14 protein-coding genes are annotated in these 16,670 nt (G+C 71.5%); 9 read left to right on the top strand and 5 right to left on the bottom strand.

Annotation, left to right across the window (positions count from 1 at the left end):
* Positions 1-79: 79 nt before the first annotated feature.
* Positions 80-520, bottom strand: coding sequence for a DUF3052 domain-containing protein (locus QIT00_RS15085; RefSeq protein WP_282535757.1), 441 nt, complete (start codon positions 518-520; stop codon positions 80-82).
* Positions 521-891: 371 nt separating this feature from the next.
* Here QIT00_RS15085 and aceE point away from each other — a divergent pair, with 371 nt between their 5' ends.
* Together aceE and QIT00_RS15075 are read left to right on the top strand one after the other, a co-directional pair.
* A complete protein-coding gene (gene aceE, locus QIT00_RS15080; RefSeq protein WP_282535756.1) occupies positions 892-3,624 on the top strand; it encodes a pyruvate dehydrogenase (acetyl-transferring), homodimeric type in 2,733 nt (910 codons plus the stop codon).
* A 101-nt stretch (positions 3,625-3,725) separates the two neighbouring features.
* Positions 3,726-4,490 (top strand): potassium channel family protein, encoded by a 765-nt coding sequence (locus QIT00_RS15075; RefSeq protein WP_282535755.1) that lies wholly within the window; start codon positions 3,726-3,728, stop codon positions 4,488-4,490.
* A gap of 80 nt (positions 4,491-4,570) precedes the next feature.
* Here QIT00_RS15075 and QIT00_RS15070 read toward each other — a convergent pair whose 3' ends face one another.
* A complete protein-coding gene (locus tag QIT00_RS15070) occupies positions 4,571-4,945 on the bottom strand; it encodes a peptidase inhibitor family I36 protein (RefSeq protein ID WP_282535754.1) in 375 nt (124 codons plus the stop codon).
* 233 nt (positions 4,946-5,178) lie between these two features.
* On the bottom strand, positions 5,179-6,672 hold the full coding sequence (locus tag QIT00_RS15065; protein ID WP_408909780.1) for an MFS transporter: 1,494 nt from the start codon (positions 6,670-6,672) through the stop codon (positions 5,179-5,181).
* A 268-nt stretch (positions 6,673-6,940) separates the two neighbouring features.
* Here QIT00_RS15065 and QIT00_RS15060 point away from each other — a divergent pair, with 268 nt between their 5' ends.
* From QIT00_RS15060 to QIT00_RS15030, 7 genes are all read left to right on the top strand, one after another.
* A complete protein-coding gene (locus QIT00_RS15060) occupies positions 6,941-7,657 on the top strand; it encodes a TetR family transcriptional regulator (protein WP_282535752.1) in 717 nt (238 codons plus the stop codon).
* Between the two features lie 107 nt (positions 7,658-7,764).
* A complete protein-coding gene (locus tag QIT00_RS15055) occupies positions 7,765-8,976 on the top strand; it encodes an alpha/beta hydrolase (protein WP_282535751.1) in 1,212 nt (403 codons plus the stop codon).
* A 141-nt stretch (positions 8,977-9,117) separates the two neighbouring features.
* Complete coding sequence (locus tag QIT00_RS15050) at positions 9,118-9,972, top strand: DUF4429 domain-containing protein (protein WP_282535750.1); 855 nt, start codon at positions 9,118-9,120, stop codon at positions 9,970-9,972.
* Positions 9,973-10,255: 283 nt separating this feature from the next.
* The gene (locus QIT00_RS15045) at positions 10,256-11,560 is read left to right on the top strand and encodes a sensor histidine kinase (RefSeq protein WP_282535749.1); all 1,305 of its coding nucleotides are present in this window, start codon (positions 10,256-10,258) and stop codon (positions 11,558-11,560) included.
* Positions 11,557-12,237 (top strand): response regulator, encoded by a 681-nt coding sequence (locus QIT00_RS15040; protein ID WP_282535748.1) that lies wholly within the window; start codon positions 11,557-11,559, stop codon positions 12,235-12,237. Before QIT00_RS15045 ends, QIT00_RS15040 begins: the two co-directional genes overlap by 4 nt.
* A gap of 174 nt (positions 12,238-12,411) precedes the next feature.
* Positions 12,412-13,563, top strand: coding sequence for an alpha/beta hydrolase (locus QIT00_RS15035; protein WP_282535747.1), 1,152 nt, complete (start codon positions 12,412-12,414; stop codon positions 13,561-13,563).
* Positions 13,564-13,656: 93 nt separating this feature from the next.
* A complete protein-coding gene (locus tag QIT00_RS15030; RefSeq protein ID WP_282535746.1) occupies positions 13,657-14,961 on the top strand; it encodes an acyltransferase family protein in 1,305 nt (434 codons plus the stop codon).
* A 159-nt stretch (positions 14,962-15,120) separates the two neighbouring features.
* Here QIT00_RS15030 and QIT00_RS15025 read toward each other — a convergent pair whose 3' ends face one another.
* Together QIT00_RS15025 and QIT00_RS15020 are read right to left on the bottom strand one after the other, a co-directional pair.
* The gene (locus QIT00_RS15025) at positions 15,121-16,149 is read right to left on the bottom strand and encodes an aldo/keto reductase (RefSeq protein ID WP_282535874.1); all 1,029 of its coding nucleotides are present in this window, start codon (positions 16,147-16,149) and stop codon (positions 15,121-15,123) included.
* 5 nt (positions 16,150-16,154) lie between these two features.
* A complete protein-coding gene (locus QIT00_RS15020) occupies positions 16,155-16,622 on the bottom strand; it encodes a MerR family transcriptional regulator (RefSeq protein WP_282535745.1) in 468 nt (155 codons plus the stop codon).
* Positions 16,623-16,670: the final 48 nt, after the last annotated feature.

The raw sequence follows: 16,670 nt of genomic DNA, 5'->3' as shown, positions 1-16,670 counted from the left end.
AGCCTAGCGATGGGGGCCGGGCATGCGTGAACCCCCGCCGACCGGTGGCCGACGGGGGTTCGAAGGCTGCGTGAAAGGTTCAGCGCTTGCCGGACTTCGCCGCCTTGGGGGTGGCGAGTCGGCTGCCCGACCAGTCCTTGCCCACGCTGACGCTCTTGCTCGCGGTCAGGCCCGCGGTGGCGGCCGCGTCGCTGATCTCGCTCGGCTCGACATATCCGTCGCGGCCGGTCTTCGGGGTCAGCAGCAGGATCGGGCCGCCTTCCTCGATGTACGCGATGGCGTCCACCAGGGCATCCGTCAGGTCCCCGTCGTCCTCGCGGAACCAGAGCACCACGGCGTCGGCCACATCGTCGTATTCCTCGTCGACGAGATCGCCATCGTCGCCGATGGTCTGTTCAATGGCCTCGCGGAGCTCCATGTCGACGTCGTCGTCGTAGCCGATCTCCTGGACCACCTGCCCGGACTGGAAGCCCAGCCTCTCGGCCAGGCTCGTCTCCGCGTGGTCCGCGGTCGCGCTCACGGATTGCCTCCTGATCATGTTTGGAAGTTGTTCTCGGCCGCACGCATACGTGGGCCACTGGCCGTAGTCCACACGTGCGGGGCGGATCGCGCAAGTACCCGGCCGTCGAGACCGCCGAAACGGTGACGTTCCTGGCGGCGCCTTCGCGGCGCCGGCAGCGCTTTGCCGGGTATCCGTTGTTCACCCCAGGCCATTCTGGCCTGTTTTGCCGGTCCTGTGGTAATCGCGGCCCGGGTGGCCGCGTACTGGTTACCTAACGGTACAGATGACGTTTGCGCGACCGAGGTGGACGATGGGGACGACAATCGACGGCGTACCAGGCCCATTCCCCAGCCCAGAACACCGAGCACGACCGACAGCGAAGGAACAGCGTGGCTTCCGGATCCGATCGCAACCCGATCATCATTGGCGGCCTGCCCAGCCAGGTCCCGGACTTTGATCCCGAAGAGACTCAGGAGTGGCTCGACTCGCTGGACGCGGCGGTCGACGAGCGCGGCCGCGAGCGCGCGCGCTACCTGATGCTCCGGCTCATCGAGCGGGCCCGTGAGAAGCGCGTCGCCGTACCCGAGATGCGCAGCACGGACTACATCAACACCATCGCCACCAAGGACGAGCCGTTCTTCCCCGGCAACGAGGAGATCGAGCGCAAGGTCCTGAACGCGACCCGCTGGAACGCGGCGGTCATGGTCTCGCGCGCGCAGCGCCCCGGCATCGGCGTCGGCGGCCACATCGCCACGTTCGCGTCCTCCGCCTCGCTGTACGACGTGGGCTTCAACCACTTCTTCCGCGGCAAGGAAGAGGGCGACGGCGGCGACCAGATCTTCTTCCAGGGCCACGCCTCGCCGGGCATCTACGCCCGCGCGTTCCTCCTGGACCGGCTCAGCGAGGAGCAGCTGGACGGCTTCCGGCAGGAGAAGTCCAAGGCGCCGAACGGCCTTTCCTCGTACCCGCATCCGCGACTCATGCCGGACTTCTGGGAGTTCCCGACCGTCTCGATGGGCCTCGGCCCGCTCGGCGCGATCTTCCAGGCGCGGATGAACCGGTACATGGAGGCGCGCGACATCGCCGACACCTCCAAGTCGCATGTGTGGGCGTTCCTCGGCGACGGCGAGATGGACGAGCCCGAGTCGCTCGGGCAGCTGTCCATCGCCGCGCGTGAGGGCCTGGACAACCTGACCTTCGTCGTCAACTGCAACCTGCAGCGGCTCGACGGCCCGGTGCGCGGCAACGGGAAGATCATCCAGGAGCTGGAGTCGCAGTTCCGGGGCGCCGGATGGAACGTCATCAAGCTGGTGTGGGACCGGAGTTGGGACCCGCTGCTCGCGCAGGACCGGGACGGCATCCTGGTCAACAAGCTCAACACCACGCCCGACGGCCAGTTCCAGACGTACGCGACCGAGACCGGTGCGTACATCCGCGACCACTTCTTCGGCGGTGACCACCGGCTGCGCGCCATGGTCGAGAACATGACCGACGACCAGATCCTGCACCTGGGCCGTGGCGGTCACGACCACAAGAAGATCTTCGCGGCGTTCTCGGCGGCCAAGGCGCACAAGGGCCAGCCGACCGTGATCCTGGCGCAGACGGTCAAGGGCTGGACGCTCGGCCCCAACTTCGAGGGCCGCAACGCCACGCACCAGATGAAGAAGCTGACGGTCGACGACCTCAAGGGCTTCCGGGACCGGCTGCACCTGCCGATCACGGACAAGCAACTGGAGGACGGCGTTCCGCCCTACTACCACCCGGGCCGGGACTCGGACGAGATCCAGTACATGCACGACCGGCGCCTCGGCCTCGGCGGGTACGTCCCGACCCGTGTCGTGCGCGCGAAGCCGCTGCAGCTGCCCGAGGACAAGACGTACGCGGCCGCGAAGAAGGGCTCGGGTCAGCAGTCGATCGCCACGACCATGGCGTTCGTCCGCATCCTGAAGGACCTCATGCGGGACAAGGAGATCGGCAGGCGCTTCGTGCTGATCGCGCCGGATGAGTACCGCACGTTCGGCATGGACGCGTTCTTCCCGAGCGCGAAGATCTACAACCCGCTCGGCCAGCAGTACGAGGCGGTCGACCGCGAACTCCTGCTCGCGTACAAGGAGTCGCCGACCGGGCAGATGCTGCACGACGGCATCTCGGAGGCGGGCTGCACGGCCTCGCTGATCGCCGCGGGCTCGGCGTACGCGACGCATGGCGAGCCGCTGATCCCGGTGTACGTCTTCTACTCGATGTTCGGCTTCCAGCGGACCGGCGACCAGTTCTGGCAGATGGCCGACCAGCTGGCCCGAGGCTTCGTCCTGGGCGCCACCGCGGGGCGTACGACACTCACCGGCGAGGGCCTCCAGCACGCGGACGGGCACTCGCAGTTGCTCGCCTCGACGAACCCGGGCTGTGTCGCCTACGACCCGGCGTTCGGGTACGAGATCGCGCACATCGTGAAGGACGGCCTGCGCCGGATGTACGGGCCTCAGAGCGAGGACGTCTTCTACTACCTGACGGTCTACAACGAGCCGATCCAGCACCCGGCGGAGCCTGAGGACGTGGACGTCGAGGGCATCCTCAAGGGCATCCACCTCCTCAAGCGCGGGGAGTCGGGTGCGATCCCGGCGCAGATCATGGCGTCCGGTGTCGCGGTGCCGTGGGCGGTCGAGGCGCAGCGGATCCTCGCCGAGGAGTGGAACGTCAAGGCCGATGTCTGGTCGGCGACGTCCTGGAACGAGCTGCGGCGCGAGGCCGTCGAGGTGGACCGGCACAACCTGCTGCACCCGGAGGAGGACCAGCGCACGCCGTACGTGACGCAGAAGCTCCAGGGTGCCGAGGGTCCGTTCGTGGCGGTCTCGGACTGGATGCGGTCGGTGCCGGACCAGATCTCGCGCTGGGTGCCGGGGCAGTACACCTCGCTCGGCGCGGACGGCTTCGGCTTCGCGGACACCCGGGGCGCGGCCCGCCGGTACTTCCACATCGACGCGCAGTCGATCGTCCTCGCGGTGCTCACCGAGCTGGCCAGGGACGGCAAGGTGGACCGCTCGGTCCTGAAGCAGGCCGTGGACCACTACCAGCTGCTCGACGTGACGGCGGCCGACCCGGGCGCGGCGGGCGGCGACGCCTAGCCTCCACTCAGGGATAGCAAGGCGGCGGGGCCGACTGGTCCCGCCGCCTTGTGCGTTCCTTACGATGCGCCGCATGAAGGTACACGCATGAAGGAACACGCATGAAGGAACAGCCGTCCCGGATCCGCTGGGAGAACCGCACCCAGCGCCCCCTGCTCGCGCTCGCGGTGCTCTTCGCGGTGGCGTACGCGGTGCCCATCGTGCTGCCGGACGCGGATCCGGCGCTGCGGCGCGGCTGCTCCGTCGTGGAGTGGGCGGTGTGGGGCGCGTTCGCCGTGGACTATCTGGTGCGGCTGGTCCTGAGCGAGGACCGGAAGCGCTTTGTACGCAGGCACTGGCTCGACCTGTGCGCGGTCCTGCTGCCGCTGCTGCGGCCGCTCCAGCTGCTGCGGGTCGTCGCGACGCTGCTGCTTGTCGGGCGGCGGGCCCGGATGGCCTCGCAGATCAGGCTGACGACGTATGTGGCCGGGGCGGTGGCGGGGCTGCTGATGTTCGGCTCGCTCGCGGTGCTCGCGGTGGAGCGCGACGCGCCGGACGGGAACATCAAGACCCTGGGCGACGCCCTGTGGTGGTCGTTCACCACGATGACGACGGTCGGCTACGGCGACCACTCGCCGACGACGGGCCTCGGCCGGGTCCTCGCCGTCGGCCTGATGCTGTCCGGTATCGCGCTGCTCGGTGTGGTGACCGCCAACATCGCCGCCTGGTTCATCGCCCGCTTCGACCAGGACGACGCCGAGGAGCGGCGCCGTACCGCCGCCATCGAGGCCCTGACGCAGGAGGTCACCGCGCTGCGGGCGCAGGTGGCCGAGCTGTCCGCGGCGGCGGCGCCGGTACCGGCACGCCGACGCGACCCGACCGGCTGAGGTCGGGGCCCGCTTGAGCTGAGGTCGGGCGGCCCGCCGCCCTGGCGTCGGGGGCGGCGGGCCTGTCCGGGTGGGAGCGCTCAGTGCTCCCAGATCTTGAACGCCCGTACGCGATAGGGCGATCGGGGCGCGTACGTGCCGTCGCCCGGGTACGTCTGGAACTCGCCGGTCTCCGCGCAGTGGGCGGACTGGTAGACCGTCACCGGGCGGCCGGTGCGGTTGGCGAGGGACTGGGCCGAGGTGCCCTCGGGGAGGGCGACGCAGCTCTCGATGTCGGTTCCGGCCAGTTCGTGGACCTGGCGCTTCCCCTTGAACTCGGCGTCCGTCCACAGGCACAGCTCGCCGGGCCCGCAGTCGCCGAGGGTGGGCGGGGACGCGCTCGCCGCGGGTGCCGCGAGCAGCGCCAGGGCGAGCAGAGAGGTGGTCAGGGCGGGCAGCGTGCTGATGATGCGCATGGTGGTGAACCCCCGTGTCGTACGAATGCTTGGTCCGCACTCTGGCCGCAACTGCCGCCTGCCGGAAGGGGGTTCGGGGTCCTGCCACCCTGATAGGGGAAAGTCCCGCCGAAGGGCTCTTCGGCGGGACTTTCCGATGCGTACGGCGCGGGCGACGGCGCGCACACCCGCTCGCGCGCGGGTGCGCGAGGGCGTGAGCCCGCGGGCGACGTGGGCGTCAGATGACGTGGGCGTCAGATGTGGACGGCTCCGCCGCCCGCCTCCGCGTTGGCGCCGCGCTTGGTGAAGACGGCCACCACGGCGGCCACGGCCGCGACGACACCGGCCGTGAGGAAGGCCAGGTGCATGCCGGACATGAAGGTGTCCTGCACGACGCCGCCGATCTGCTCGATGACCGGCTGCGGGGTGTGCGCCTTCTCCAGGGCCTCGGTCGGCAGGAATCCGACCTCGGCGGCCGCGTCCAGGCCGGGAGCGGGCTCGCCGGGCAGCCCGGCCTCCGTCCACTTCTCGGGCAGTACGGAGGCGGTCTTGCTGGACATGACGGCGCCGAGCACGGCCGTGCCGAGCGCGCCGCCGACCTGCATGGCGGCCTGCTGCAGACCGCCCGCGACGCCGGAGAGCTCCATCGGGGCGTTGCCGACGATGACCTCGGTGGCGCCGACCATCACCGGGGCGAGGCCCAGGCCGAGGAGGGCGAACCACAGCGACATCGTCCACGTACCGGTCCCGGTGGACAGCGTGGTCATGCCGAACATCGCGGCCGCGGTGAGCACCATGCCGCCGACCAGCGGGACGCGTGGGCCGAACTTGGTGATGAGGGCGCCCGCGACCGGCGAGGACACGATCATCATGGCCGTCAGCGGCAGCAGGTGCAGGCCGCTCTCGACCGGGGTCATGCGATGCACGCCCTGGAGGTAGAACGTCACGAAGAACAGGCCGCCCATGAAGGCGAAGGCCATCAGGACCATGAGGACGGTGCCTGCGGAGAGCGGTATGGAGCGGAACATCCCGAGCGGGACGAGCGGCTCCTTGACCTTGGTCTCCCAGACGGCGAAGACGAGGAAGCAGAGGACGGCCGCGCCCAGGAAGATCCAGGTCTTGGTGCCGCCCCAGCCCCAGGACTCACCGGCCTTGATGATCGCCCAGATCAGGAAGAACATCGCGCCGGACAGCAGCACGATGCCGGGGATGTCGAAGGAGCGCGGGGCGTTCGCGGCGCGGTGGTCCTTGAGGATCCACAGGCCGAAGGCGAGCGCGAGCACGCCGACCGGCACGTTGATGAAGAACACCGACTGCCAGCTGACGTGCTCGACGAGGACACCGCCGAGGATCGGGCCGCCCGCGGTGGAGGCACCGATGACCATGCCCCAGATACCGATGGCCATGTTGAGCTTCTCGGCCGGGAACGTGGCGCGCAGCAGGCCGAGCGCCGCCGGCATCAGCAGGGCGCCGAAGAGTCCCTGCAGGACGCGGAAGACGACGACGAACGTGACGCTCTCGGACAGCCCGATCGCGCCGGACGCCGCGGCGAAGCCGACGACGCCGATGAGGAAGGTCTGGCGGTGGCCGAAGCGGTCACCGAGCTTGCCCGCCGTGATCAGGGCGACGGCGAGCGCCAGGAGATAGCCGTTGGTGATCCACTGGACGTCCGCGAGGGAGGCGCCCAGGTCCTTCTGGATGGCCGGGTTGGCAATGGCCACGATGGTGCCGTCGAGGGCCACCATCATCACGCCGATCGCGACGGCGAACAGCGTCAGCCAGGGGTGGCCCCGCAGGCCTTTGGCCCGGGCCGGAGCGGGAGCCGGAGCGCCAGGACGGGGGTGCTCCGGCGCCTTGTCCGCCTTGTCGACGGTGGTCTGACTAGTCATGCGTTCGAGGTTAATGACAGCGACTGACAGTTGACAAACGAGTTCACAAGTCGGTAACTGTCACGTTGCTCACAGGTAGGGTGAGCTGCGCGAACCGGTGCGCAGACCGGTGGAAAGAGGCCCCTGATTGACCCCGCCCAACCCCGAGCCCAACCCCGAGCCGGGCCTGCGTGAGCGCAAGAAGCGCCGCACCCGCGACGCCCTGCTGCGCGCCGCCCTCGAACTCTTCACGTCACAGGGGTACGACGAGACCACCGTCGACGAGATCGTGGACGCCGTCGACGTCTCGCAGCGCACCTTCTTCCGCTACTTCGCCGGCAAGGAGGAGGCGATCTTCGCCGTACAGGAGATGGTCGAGGCGCAGTTCGTGGAGCAGCTGCGCGCCCGGCCCGCGCACGAGCCGCCGCTCAAGGCGCTGCGGGCGGCCGTCCTGGACGCGTGGAACACCATCGGCGACAGCATCGAGCAGGTCGTGCCGGTCGAACTCCACATGCGCACCTTCCAGTTGATCGAGTCGACGCCGACGCTGCTCGCCGTGCAGATGCGCCGCTCCATCGAGATGGAGGAGGAGGTCGCGCGGATCATCGCGCAGCGTGAGGGCCTCGACGTGGACGCCGACCCGCGCCCGCGCGTGGCCGTGGCCGCGTTCAGCGGCGTGATGCGGATGACCGGGCGGCTGTGGGGCGCGGGTGAGGACCTCAGCGTCGAGTCGATGCGCGTGGTCACGGCCGCGCAGCTCGACCAGCTGGCGCCGGCGCTCGCGGGCGACTGGCGGCCGACGGAGCGTACGAACACATCGGCAGAGGGTGAACTGCCGTGCCCCTCAAGTGAGTACGGAGCGTAGCCAGCTCGTCCCCCATGCGCCCGATTTGCTGGAATCACCCCCCGCGAAACGTGATCTGTCCCACCCCTTTCCCGGTCTGAGCGGCAGTTCTCCTAGGGTGTTCCGGAGTGACTTCCTTCGACTCGTCCCCCACCTTGAACGTCTGGCGCGCGCTCCTCGCTCTCGCGGTCGTCTTCGTCATGCTGGCGACCACCGGCTGGAGCGCCGTGCGTCACGACCGGGGCGCGTCGACCCCGCTCGACCGGGCACTCTCCGCCTGGAAGCACAGCGGCATCGACGGCCACCGGCTGCCCGACCCGCACGCCCCCGCCGCCCGGATAGCGCACTTCTTCGACACCCTCACCGGGTCCCAGAGACTCCGGCTCGCCCGCAGCCACCCGCTCGCCGTCGGCAACATGACCGGGGCGCCCGTGTCCCTCCGGTACGCGGCCAACCGCGTCGCCATCGGCAAGGCGCGCGAGGTCGAGCAGCGGCGCATGCACGACAAACGCCTCTCCGACTCGGGCCGGCACCAGGCGGGGCGCCGGATGAACCGCTTCGAGTCGCTGATGCGGCCCGAGCGGCAGATCCTCGCCTTCGACCCGATGGGCCCCGGACGCGTCGCCGAGGTGCTCGGCGACCTGAACCGCGCCCAGCGGGTCTCCGTCGTCGTGCCCGGCGTCGACACCAACCTGCTCACGTTCCAGAAGTCGTACGGCCGCTACACCGCCCCGCGCGGCATGGCGAACGCGCTCTACCGCGAGCAGCAGGAGCGCAGCCCGAAGACCCGCACCGCCGTCATCGCCTGGGCCGACTACACGGCGCCCGCCGGCCTCGGCATGGACGCGGCCACGGCGAAGCGCGCCGAGGACGGCTCGGTCCGCCTGAACTCCCTGGTCCGTACGCTGCCCGGCTCGTCGAAGGTCGCCCTGTACTGCCACAGCTACGGCTCGGTGGTCTGCGGGGTCGCCGCGCCCGAGCTGCCCTCGCGGGTCACCGACATAGCGGTCGCGGGCAGCCCCGGGATGCGCGCCGGGAGCGTCGACGCCCTGCACACCGGCGCCCAGGTCTGGGCCATGCGGGACTCCGACGACTGGATCCAGGACATCCCGCACATGGAGGTCGGCGGTCTCGGCCACGGAGCCGACCCCGTCTCGAAGGGTTTCGGCGCGCGCGTCGTCTCCGCGAAGGGCGCCGTCGGCCATACGGGCTACTTTCAGCCGGGCACCGAGAGCCTCCGCAACTTCGCCCGGATCGGCGTCGGCCAGTACGGCTCGGTGAGCTGTGCGGGGGGCGGCGAGGAGTGCCGGAACACGCCTTCCGGTTCCGCTTCGGCCTGACGCGCGTAGAGATCCGTTCACCTGGTGGTGTGGGGGATGGCTCGGGGAGAGCGGCAAAGGGCCGGACGGCGCGGCTCGTTCGGCCCGCGGCCCTCGGGAGACGGGTGGGCTTCGGCTCCCGCGGCGCATACGATGAGCCGCATGGGTGACGTACTGGCCGGATTTCATGCCGCCTGGGAGTTCGACTCGGACTCCGTGCTCATCCGCTTCGAACGGGGGATCAGGACACCGAAGCTGTTCCAGGCGCTCGGTGAACGACGCATTCCCCACGAGGCGTTGGCGGCGGTGACCCTGACCCCGGGAAAGCGCGGGACGGTGGTGCTGCATGCCGTTCCGAGACCCGGCGCGGATCCGCTGATGGCGGCCGCCGACGGGCAGCTGAAGGACAGCAGCGACCCCTACCGCCTGGTGCTGCCCGCCGAGCGCGAGATCCTCGCCGAGTACTACGCGGACGAGCTCCGCGCCCTGGTCGGCCCCGAGTCCGACGCGGAGGAGTTCCTCGTACCGGCGCCGGAAGGTCCGCTGCAGTTCAAGGCGTACGACGGCAAGGCGTCCTTCGACGGCAGGACCGTGTCGTACCGCTGGTTCTGGACGGGTGCCTCGTCGGCGAAGTGGAAGGCGGGCGACCAGAGCTTCGCGGTCGGCGACCTCGCGGACGTCGAGTGGCGCTCCCCCGAGGTGTTCGACGGCCATCTGCGGCTGCTGCACCGCGCCCCCGCGGGAGCGCAGCCCGCGCAGGCGGACCAGGATCCCGCAGCGGTGGTGTTCGGTCTCGGGTACGGGCCGGTGCACGAGTCCCTGCCGTTCGCGGCGGCGGTCCTCGCGGCGGTGCGCAGTAGTGGGCCCTCTGCGGCCGAGTCCCCGCGCCCACCGGCCCGGCGTGACCCGGCGGACATCGCGGACCGGATCCGGCACCTCGGGGAGCTGCATCAGGCGGGGCTGCTGACCGATACCGAATTCACCTCCAAAAAGGCCGAGTTGCTGGCTGAGCTGTAGGGGGTTCGGGCCTCCTCAATCGCCGGAGGGGCTCAATTTTGAGCCCCTCTGGGGGCACCTCCCAGCGGTAGGTGGGGGAGATTGAGGAGCGGGGTCCGGGGCGGAGCCCCGAAGCAGGGCCCGGGGGCGCAGCCCCCGGAGCTGTCCGCAGGACTTTCGGGAAGGGGCGGGTAGGGGAAAAAACACGCGTCCCGCAGCCCCGCCTCATACCCAAGTAGCACCCCACCCTGAAGACCCAGGTATGACGGCATCGACGCCCCCGCCTGCCTACGCTGAAGCCGTCATGGAAACCTCACCCAACAAGCTGCGGGACAACCTGCGCGACGGCCTTCGCGACGGGCTGCGGGAGGTCGGCGCCGCGCTCACCACGCCCGCCGCGTCCGGCGACGCCCCACTGTCCGGGGCGGGCAAGGCGTGGGTGCGGTTGCTGCCGTACGTCATCGTCCTCGGCTTCGTCGCCTCGCTGCTGCCCGTCACCATCACCGTGCTCGTGGGCGACTACAAGCTCGGCGGTGCCCTCGCCGGTGCGCTCGCCACGGCGCAGACCGCGCCGCTGCTGCTCGCCCTCACCCGGCCGCTGCCCGCCTGGTGGATCGTCGGCGTCGCGGACGTGCTCGGTGCGCTCGCGCTGCTCGGGGCCGACGGCACCCCGGGCCGCAGCTGGCCGTGGACGCCCATGGTGGTCGTCGGCTATCTGCTCCTGATGGCGCTGCTCGGCCTTCGCGAGTCCCGGCGCACCCTGGTCGCCGTCTGGCTGGCCACCGGTCTCGCCGGGTTCCTCTTCGAGGCGGTCTCGCAGGAGAAGAGCGACGGCGTGCACGTCCTGCTGTTCGTGCTCAGCGGCGTCGTCCTCGTCGTCACGTACGCCCTGCGGGCCCGCGGTGAGGCGCAGCGGCGGCTCGTCGTGCAGGAGACCATCAGCGAGGCCGAGCGGGCGCAGCGGACACTGCTGGAAGAACGGGCGCGGATCGCAAGGGAGTTGCACGATGTGGTCGCCCACCACATGTCGGTGATCACGGTTCAGGCGGACTCCGCGCCGTACCGCATCCAGGGCCTGCCGCCCGAGGCGCAGGAGGAGTTCGCGACCATCGCGGGCAGCGCCCGGGAGTCGCTCGCCGAGATGCGGCGGCTGCTCGCGGTGCTGCGCAGCGAGGACGCGCGGGGCGAGCGCGCCCCGCAGCCCGGCCTGGACCGGCTGCAGCAGCTGGTCGAGGCGACCGTACGGGCCGGTGTGCCCGCCGAGTTGGCGCTCGAAGCCAAGCTCGGCGAAGTGCGGCAGGCCGTGCAGCTGTCGGCGTACCGGATCGTGCAGGAGGCCCTGGCCAACGTCGTGCGGCACGCGCCGGGCGCCCGTACGGAGGTCGCGGTGCGCGGGGACGGCGAGGATCTGCTTGTCCTCGTCGTCAACGGCCCCGCCGCCGAGCCGATGACGCCCCTCGAACACAGCGGTACCGGGCACGGGCTGGTCGGCATGCGCGAGCGCGTACGGTTGACCGGCGGCTCGCTCGACGTGGGGTCGCTGCCCGACGGCGGGTTCCGCGTCGCGGCCCGGCTTCCGCTGCGTACGAAAGGCACAGACAGCCCGTGACGATCCGTGTGCTCATCGTCGACGACCAGGCCATGGTGCGGGCGGGCTTCGCCGCGCTGCTCGCCGCGCAGAGCGACATCGACGTGGTGGGCGAGGCGAGCGACGGCCGGCAGGGCGTGGAGGTGAGCCGCTCCACCCATCCCGACGTGGTCCTGATGGACGTGCGGATGCCGGAGATGGACGGCCTCGCCGCGGCCCGCGCCCTCCTCGAACCGCCGCCGGGCGTGGTGCACCGGCCGAAGGTGCTGATGCTGACCACGTTCGACGTGGACGACTACGTGTACGAGGCGCTGCGCGCCGGTGCCTCCGGGTTCCTGCTCAAGGACGCGCCGCCGGCCGACCTGATCGCCGCGGTCCGCGTGGTCGCCTCCGGGGACGCGCTGCTCGCGCCGTCCGTGACCCGGCGCCTGATCGCGGACTTCGCCCGGCAGAAGCCGAGCCGCGCCAAGGACCCCTCGCTGCGCCTGAACGGGCTGACGCCACGCGAGACCGAAGTGCTCGAACTGATCGCCCGCGGCCTGTCCAACCAGGAGATCGCCGGACGGCTCGTGCTCGCCGAGCAGACCGTGAAGACCCACATCGGCCGCGTCCTCGCCAAGCTCGACCTGCGCGACCGCGCCCAGGCCGTGATCTTCGCGTACGAGTCAGGCCTCGTGTCCCCCGGCGACGCGGGCTGAGAGCTCCCGGGCCGCGTGCACCCCCTACCTGAGTAGCACGCCCCAAGACCCCAGTAGCACCCAGGAGTTGGCTCCCCGGTGTGACGTGCCGGGCCAAGCCGTCTTCCTACCTTCCCTCCCGTCAGCGAGACGGACGTACGCGATGTACGGGACCTACGGGAAGCGGGGACGGCCATGGCCGAGCAGCGGCGGGCGAAGGAGCGCAAGGGGCGGCGTCTGCGGACGCTGGTCGCGGCCGCGCTCACGGCGGCGGTCGTGGCGGGCAGCACCGGCTGGGCCGTCGGCTCCGAGCAGGAGGCCGTCACCGGCCCGGTGCCCGGCGTCAGTTCCTGGCGCGCCGACCGCACCGCCGACCCGCACGGCCGCCCGCTGCCCGACCCGGCGACCGCGTCCCCGGCCCGGATCGCCGGCTTCTTCGCCGGGCTGACCGAGCAGCGGCGCCGGACCCTCGTCGAACGGCACGCCCTTGTCGTGGGCAACCTCGACGGCGCCCCGCCGAAGCTGCGGTACGCGGCCAACTCCCGTGCGCTGCGGGAGGAACGGTCGCAGCAGCTGGACCGCGCCGCCGACGAGCAGCAACCCGAGCAGGACCGCGCCGCCGCCCGCGCCCGCGCCGAGCGCTACGCCGAACTCCTCGCTCCCGGACGGCAGATCCTCGCCTTCGACCCGCGCGGCCGTGGCCAAGTGGCCGAGGTGTACGGGGACTTGGACGCAGCCGAGCACGTCTCCGTGATCGTGCCGGGCTCGGACATCGACCTCGGCACCTTCGACCGTAAGAAGGACCGGTACGGCACCCCGACCGGCATGGGCCGCTCCCTCTACGCCGCGACCGGGCACCGCACGGCCGTGATCGCCTGGGCCGGGTACACCACGCCGGTCGGGCTCGGCCCCGACGCCGCCACCGGCCGGCTCGCGGAGGCGGGCGCGCCGCGCCTGGCCCGGCTGGCGCAGGGCGTGGTCGCGGCGGGCGGCCCGCGCCCGGCGCTGTTCTGCCACAGCTACGGCTCGGTGGTGTGCGGCCTCGCCGCGCCGCAGGCGCCCGCCTCCGACCTGGTCGTGGCGGGCTCCCCCGGCATGCGCGTGGAGCGCGCCGCCGACCTGCGCACCGAGGCCCGCGTCTGGGCCGCGAAGGACCCGGGCGACTGGATCGACAACGTCCCGCACGTCCAGGTGCTCGGCCTCGGCCACGGCACCGACCCGGCGGACCCGTCCTTCGGCGCCCGCCCCGTCCCGTCCGCCGAGGCCGACGGCCACACCGGCTACTTCGCGCCCGGCACGGACTCGCTCCGCGCCTTCGCCGACATCGCCCTCGGCGCCTCCCACTGAGCCTCCGGCCGCCCCGGCATCCCGGCCTCCCGACTTCCCGGCATCCCGGCCTCCCGGCCTCCCGGCTTCCCGGCATCCCTCGAAGGACCAGCCATGACCTACGCCGAACTCGCACCTCCCGCACGGCACTTGGGCCCTTCCCGGCACCGCCCGGCCGCTCCCCCGCGGTCCGCGCGGCGCGCCCTGCACCGTACGGTCGCGTCCATCGAGGCCCGTACGCCCGCGCACCGCGACCGTGCCGTCGACGGGCTGCGGGCCCTGGCCCTGCTCGCCGTGCCAACGGGGCACTGGCTGCTCGGCGGGTTCACGCTCGACGCGCACGGCGGGCTGCACAACGCCAGCCCGCTGTCCGCGCTCGGCTCTCTCGCGCCGCTGAGCTGGTTCCTGCAGTTGCTGGGGATCTTCTTCCTGGTCGGCGGGTACGCCTCGGTGCTCTCCTACCGGCGGACCCGCGAGCGCGGCGGGTCCACGGCGGGCTGGCTGCGGGGGCGGGTGGCACGGCTCGGGCGGCCCGTACTCGGCGTGACGGCCGTGTGGGCGCTGCTGATCCCGCTGCTCTCCGCGCTCGGCGTGCCCGGCGACTCGCTGCGCACCGGCTCGACCCTGGTGATCCAGCCCCTGTGGTTCGTGGGCGTCTACACGGTGATCACCGCGCTCACCCCGCTTTGCGTCCGCGCCGCCGAACGCCTCGGCGCCTGGTCCGCGGCACCGCTCCTCGCGGCCGTCGCCGCCGTCGACTTCCTGCGCTACGGGCCGTACGCGGAGGCCGTGCCGTCCTGGCTGAGCGTCCTGAACATCCTGCCGGGGTGGATGTTCGCGTACCAACTCGGCGTCTCCTGGGGCGAGAAGAGGCTCGGCAGGCGCGGGGCGTGGCTGCTGCTCGTCGGCGGCACCGCGCTGTTCGCGGCGCTGCTCCTGGCCTTCCACTACCCGGCGTCGATGGTGGGCGTGCCCGGCGAGGCGCGCACCAACTCGCATCCGCCGTCGCTGCTCGTCCTCGCGCTCGCGGCCGCGCAGAGCGGTGCGGCGATCCTGCTCCGGGACCGGATCGGCGCACTGCTTCGCAGGCCCGCGATGTGGGCGCCGGTGGTGGTGATCAACCTGTCGGCGATGATGATCCTGTGCTGGCACCAGACGGCGATGTTCGCCGCGGCGGCGACCGGCGCGCCGTTCGGCGAGCTGGCGGGCCTGACCACGGCGCCCGACTCGTTCGCCTGGATCGCCGCGCGGGCGGCCTGGCTGCCGCTGTTCGCGCTGCTCCTGGTGGCGATCGGCCGGTACGCGCACCGCTTCGAGCGGCCCTGGGGCACGGGTACGACGCGTTCCTCCGGGCTCCGGCGCGCGGCAGCCGGGTTGCTCGCGGCGGGGTTCGCGGCGTTCGCCCTCGGCTGGGCGTGAGGGGCCTGAGGCGTGCGGGGCATGAGGCGTGCGGGGCATCAGGCGTGAGGGGCCTGTCCGTACGGGCCGGGCGTGAGGCCTGTCCGTACGGGCTGAGCTGAGAGGCACTGTCCGTACGGGCCGGGCGGGTGTCGGGTCGCCCGGCCCGTACGGGAGCGGTTACTCCCGGCCGGCCGACGTGAAGTTCATGTCGGCGTAGCGGCCGCCGGCGACCTGCCCGGCGATCGGGTCGAGCAGCTCCAACTCGCTGTCGGTCAGGACCAGTCGGGTCGCCGCCGTGTTCTCCTCGATACGGCCGCGCTTGCGGGTGCCCGGGATCGGCACCACGGGGAGGCCGTGCACCTGGGCCCGCTGCTGCACCCACGCGAGCGCGACCTGGCCGAGGCTCGCGCCGCGGGTCTCGGCGAGCTTGCGCACGGGTTCGAGCAGCGCCGCGTTGGTGGCGGCGTTCTCGCCGGTGAAGCGGGGCATCGCGCGGCGGTTGTCGCCTTCGGTGAGTTCATCGGTGGCGTTGGTGAACGCACCGGTCAGAAAGCCGCGGCCGAGCGGCGAGTACGGCACGAACGTCACGCCGAGCTCCTTCACCGCGGGCACCACACCGGCCTCCACGTCCCGGCTGAACACCGACCACTCCGACTGCACGGCCGCGATCGGGTGCACGGCGTGCGCGGCGCGCAGCTCGGGCCCCGTGACCTCGCTGAGGCCCAGCTGCTTGACCTTGCCCTCGGCGACCAGCTCGGCCATCGCGCCGACGGTCTCCTCGATCGGGACGTTCACGTCGCGCCGGTGCATGTAGTAGAGGTCGATGACGTCGACGCCCAGGCGCCGCAGGCTGCCCTCGACACAACTGCGGATGTACGCCGGGTCGTTGTTGACGCCGCGCTTGGCCGGGTCGTCCTTGTCGAGGACGATGCCGAACTTGGTGGCGAGGACGATCTCGTCCCGGTTCGCCCGCACGAACGGCGCGATGAACTTCTCGTTCTCGCCCCACCCGTACATGTCCGCCGTGTCGTACAGCGTGACGCCGAGCTCCAGGGCCCGCTCCAGGGTGGCCCGCGCCTCGTCCCCGTCCGTCGGCCCGTACCCGAAGCTCATCCCCATGCAGCCGAGGCCCTGGACGCCCACCTCGGGGCCGCCGGTGCCGAGTCGGGTGGTGGGGATCTTCTCCGTGCCGTGCTCCGTGCTCATCAGGCTCAAGCCCTCTCCGGCGCCCGCCGGGCGCCCGCGTAAAAGTCGATCTTGTAGTTGAGTACGGCGAGGGTGCCCTGGAGTTCGGCGATGCGCCCGAGGACGTCGTGCCGTGTCTGCTCCAGGAGCTCCTGCCGCTCCTCGAAGGTGTGCTCGCCCTGCCGCACCAGCTCGGCGTAGCGGACCATGTCCGCGACCGGCATGCCGGTGAGGCGCAGTTTTCCGACGAGGGAGAGCCAGTCCAGGTCCCGGTTGGTGAACCGTCGTTGGCCCGTGTGCGACCGGTCCACGTGCGGCATCAGGCCGATCCGCTCGTACCAGCGCAGGGTGTGCGCGCTGAGCCCCGTGTGGGCCGCGACCTCGCTGATCGTGTACCGGTCCTGTCCGTCCGGCCGCGGATGGCCGGGGTCCGCCCCGGCACACCGCTCGACCGTGTCTTCGGGGATCGGGGGACTGCTCTCCATCACCGTCATGCCCCCACGCTAGAACCTTGGAGCGCACTCCAAGCAAGCGAAAACGGG

The sequence above is a fragment of the Streptomyces luteolus genome (genome assembly GCF_029968015.1).
Lineage (GTDB): Bacteria > Actinomycetota > Actinomycetes > Streptomycetales > Streptomycetaceae > Streptomyces > Streptomyces luteolus.
The sequence above is the reverse complement of the archived record's forward strand: the minus strand, read 5'-3'. Positions and strand labels throughout refer to the sequence as shown.

Excerpts from the sequence above, each read along its gene's own strand:
- QIT00_RS15075 (WP_282535755.1), top strand. The coding sequence starts at position 3,726 with ATGAAGGAACAGCCGTCCCGGATCCGCTGGGAGAACCGCACCCAGCGC.
- QIT00_RS15070 (WP_282535754.1), bottom strand. The coding sequence starts at position 4,945 with ATGCGCATCATCAGCACGCTGCCCGCCCTGACCACCTCTCTGCTCGCC.
- QIT00_RS15065 (WP_408909780.1), bottom strand. The coding sequence starts at position 6,672 with ATGATGGTGGCCCTCGACGGCACCATCGTGGCCATTGCCAACCCGGCC.
- QIT00_RS15050 (WP_282535750.1), top strand. The coding sequence starts at position 9,118 with ATGGGTGACGTACTGGCCGGATTTCATGCCGCCTGGGAGTTCGACTCG.
- QIT00_RS15045 (WP_282535749.1), top strand. The coding sequence starts at position 10,256 with ATGGAAACCTCACCCAACAAGCTGCGGGACAACCTGCGCGACGGCCTT.
- QIT00_RS15035 (WP_282535747.1), top strand. The coding sequence starts at position 12,412 with ATGGCCGAGCAGCGGCGGGCGAAGGAGCGCAAGGGGCGGCGTCTGCGG.
- QIT00_RS15030 (WP_282535746.1), top strand. The coding sequence starts at position 13,657 with ATGACCTACGCCGAACTCGCACCTCCCGCACGGCACTTGGGCCCTTCC.
- QIT00_RS15025 (WP_282535874.1), bottom strand. The coding sequence starts at position 16,149 with ATGAGCACGGAGCACGGCACGGAGAAGATCCCCACCACCCGACTCGGC.
- QIT00_RS15020 (WP_282535745.1), bottom strand. The coding sequence starts at position 16,622 with ATGACGGTGATGGAGAGCAGTCCCCCGATCCCCGAAGACACGGTCGAG.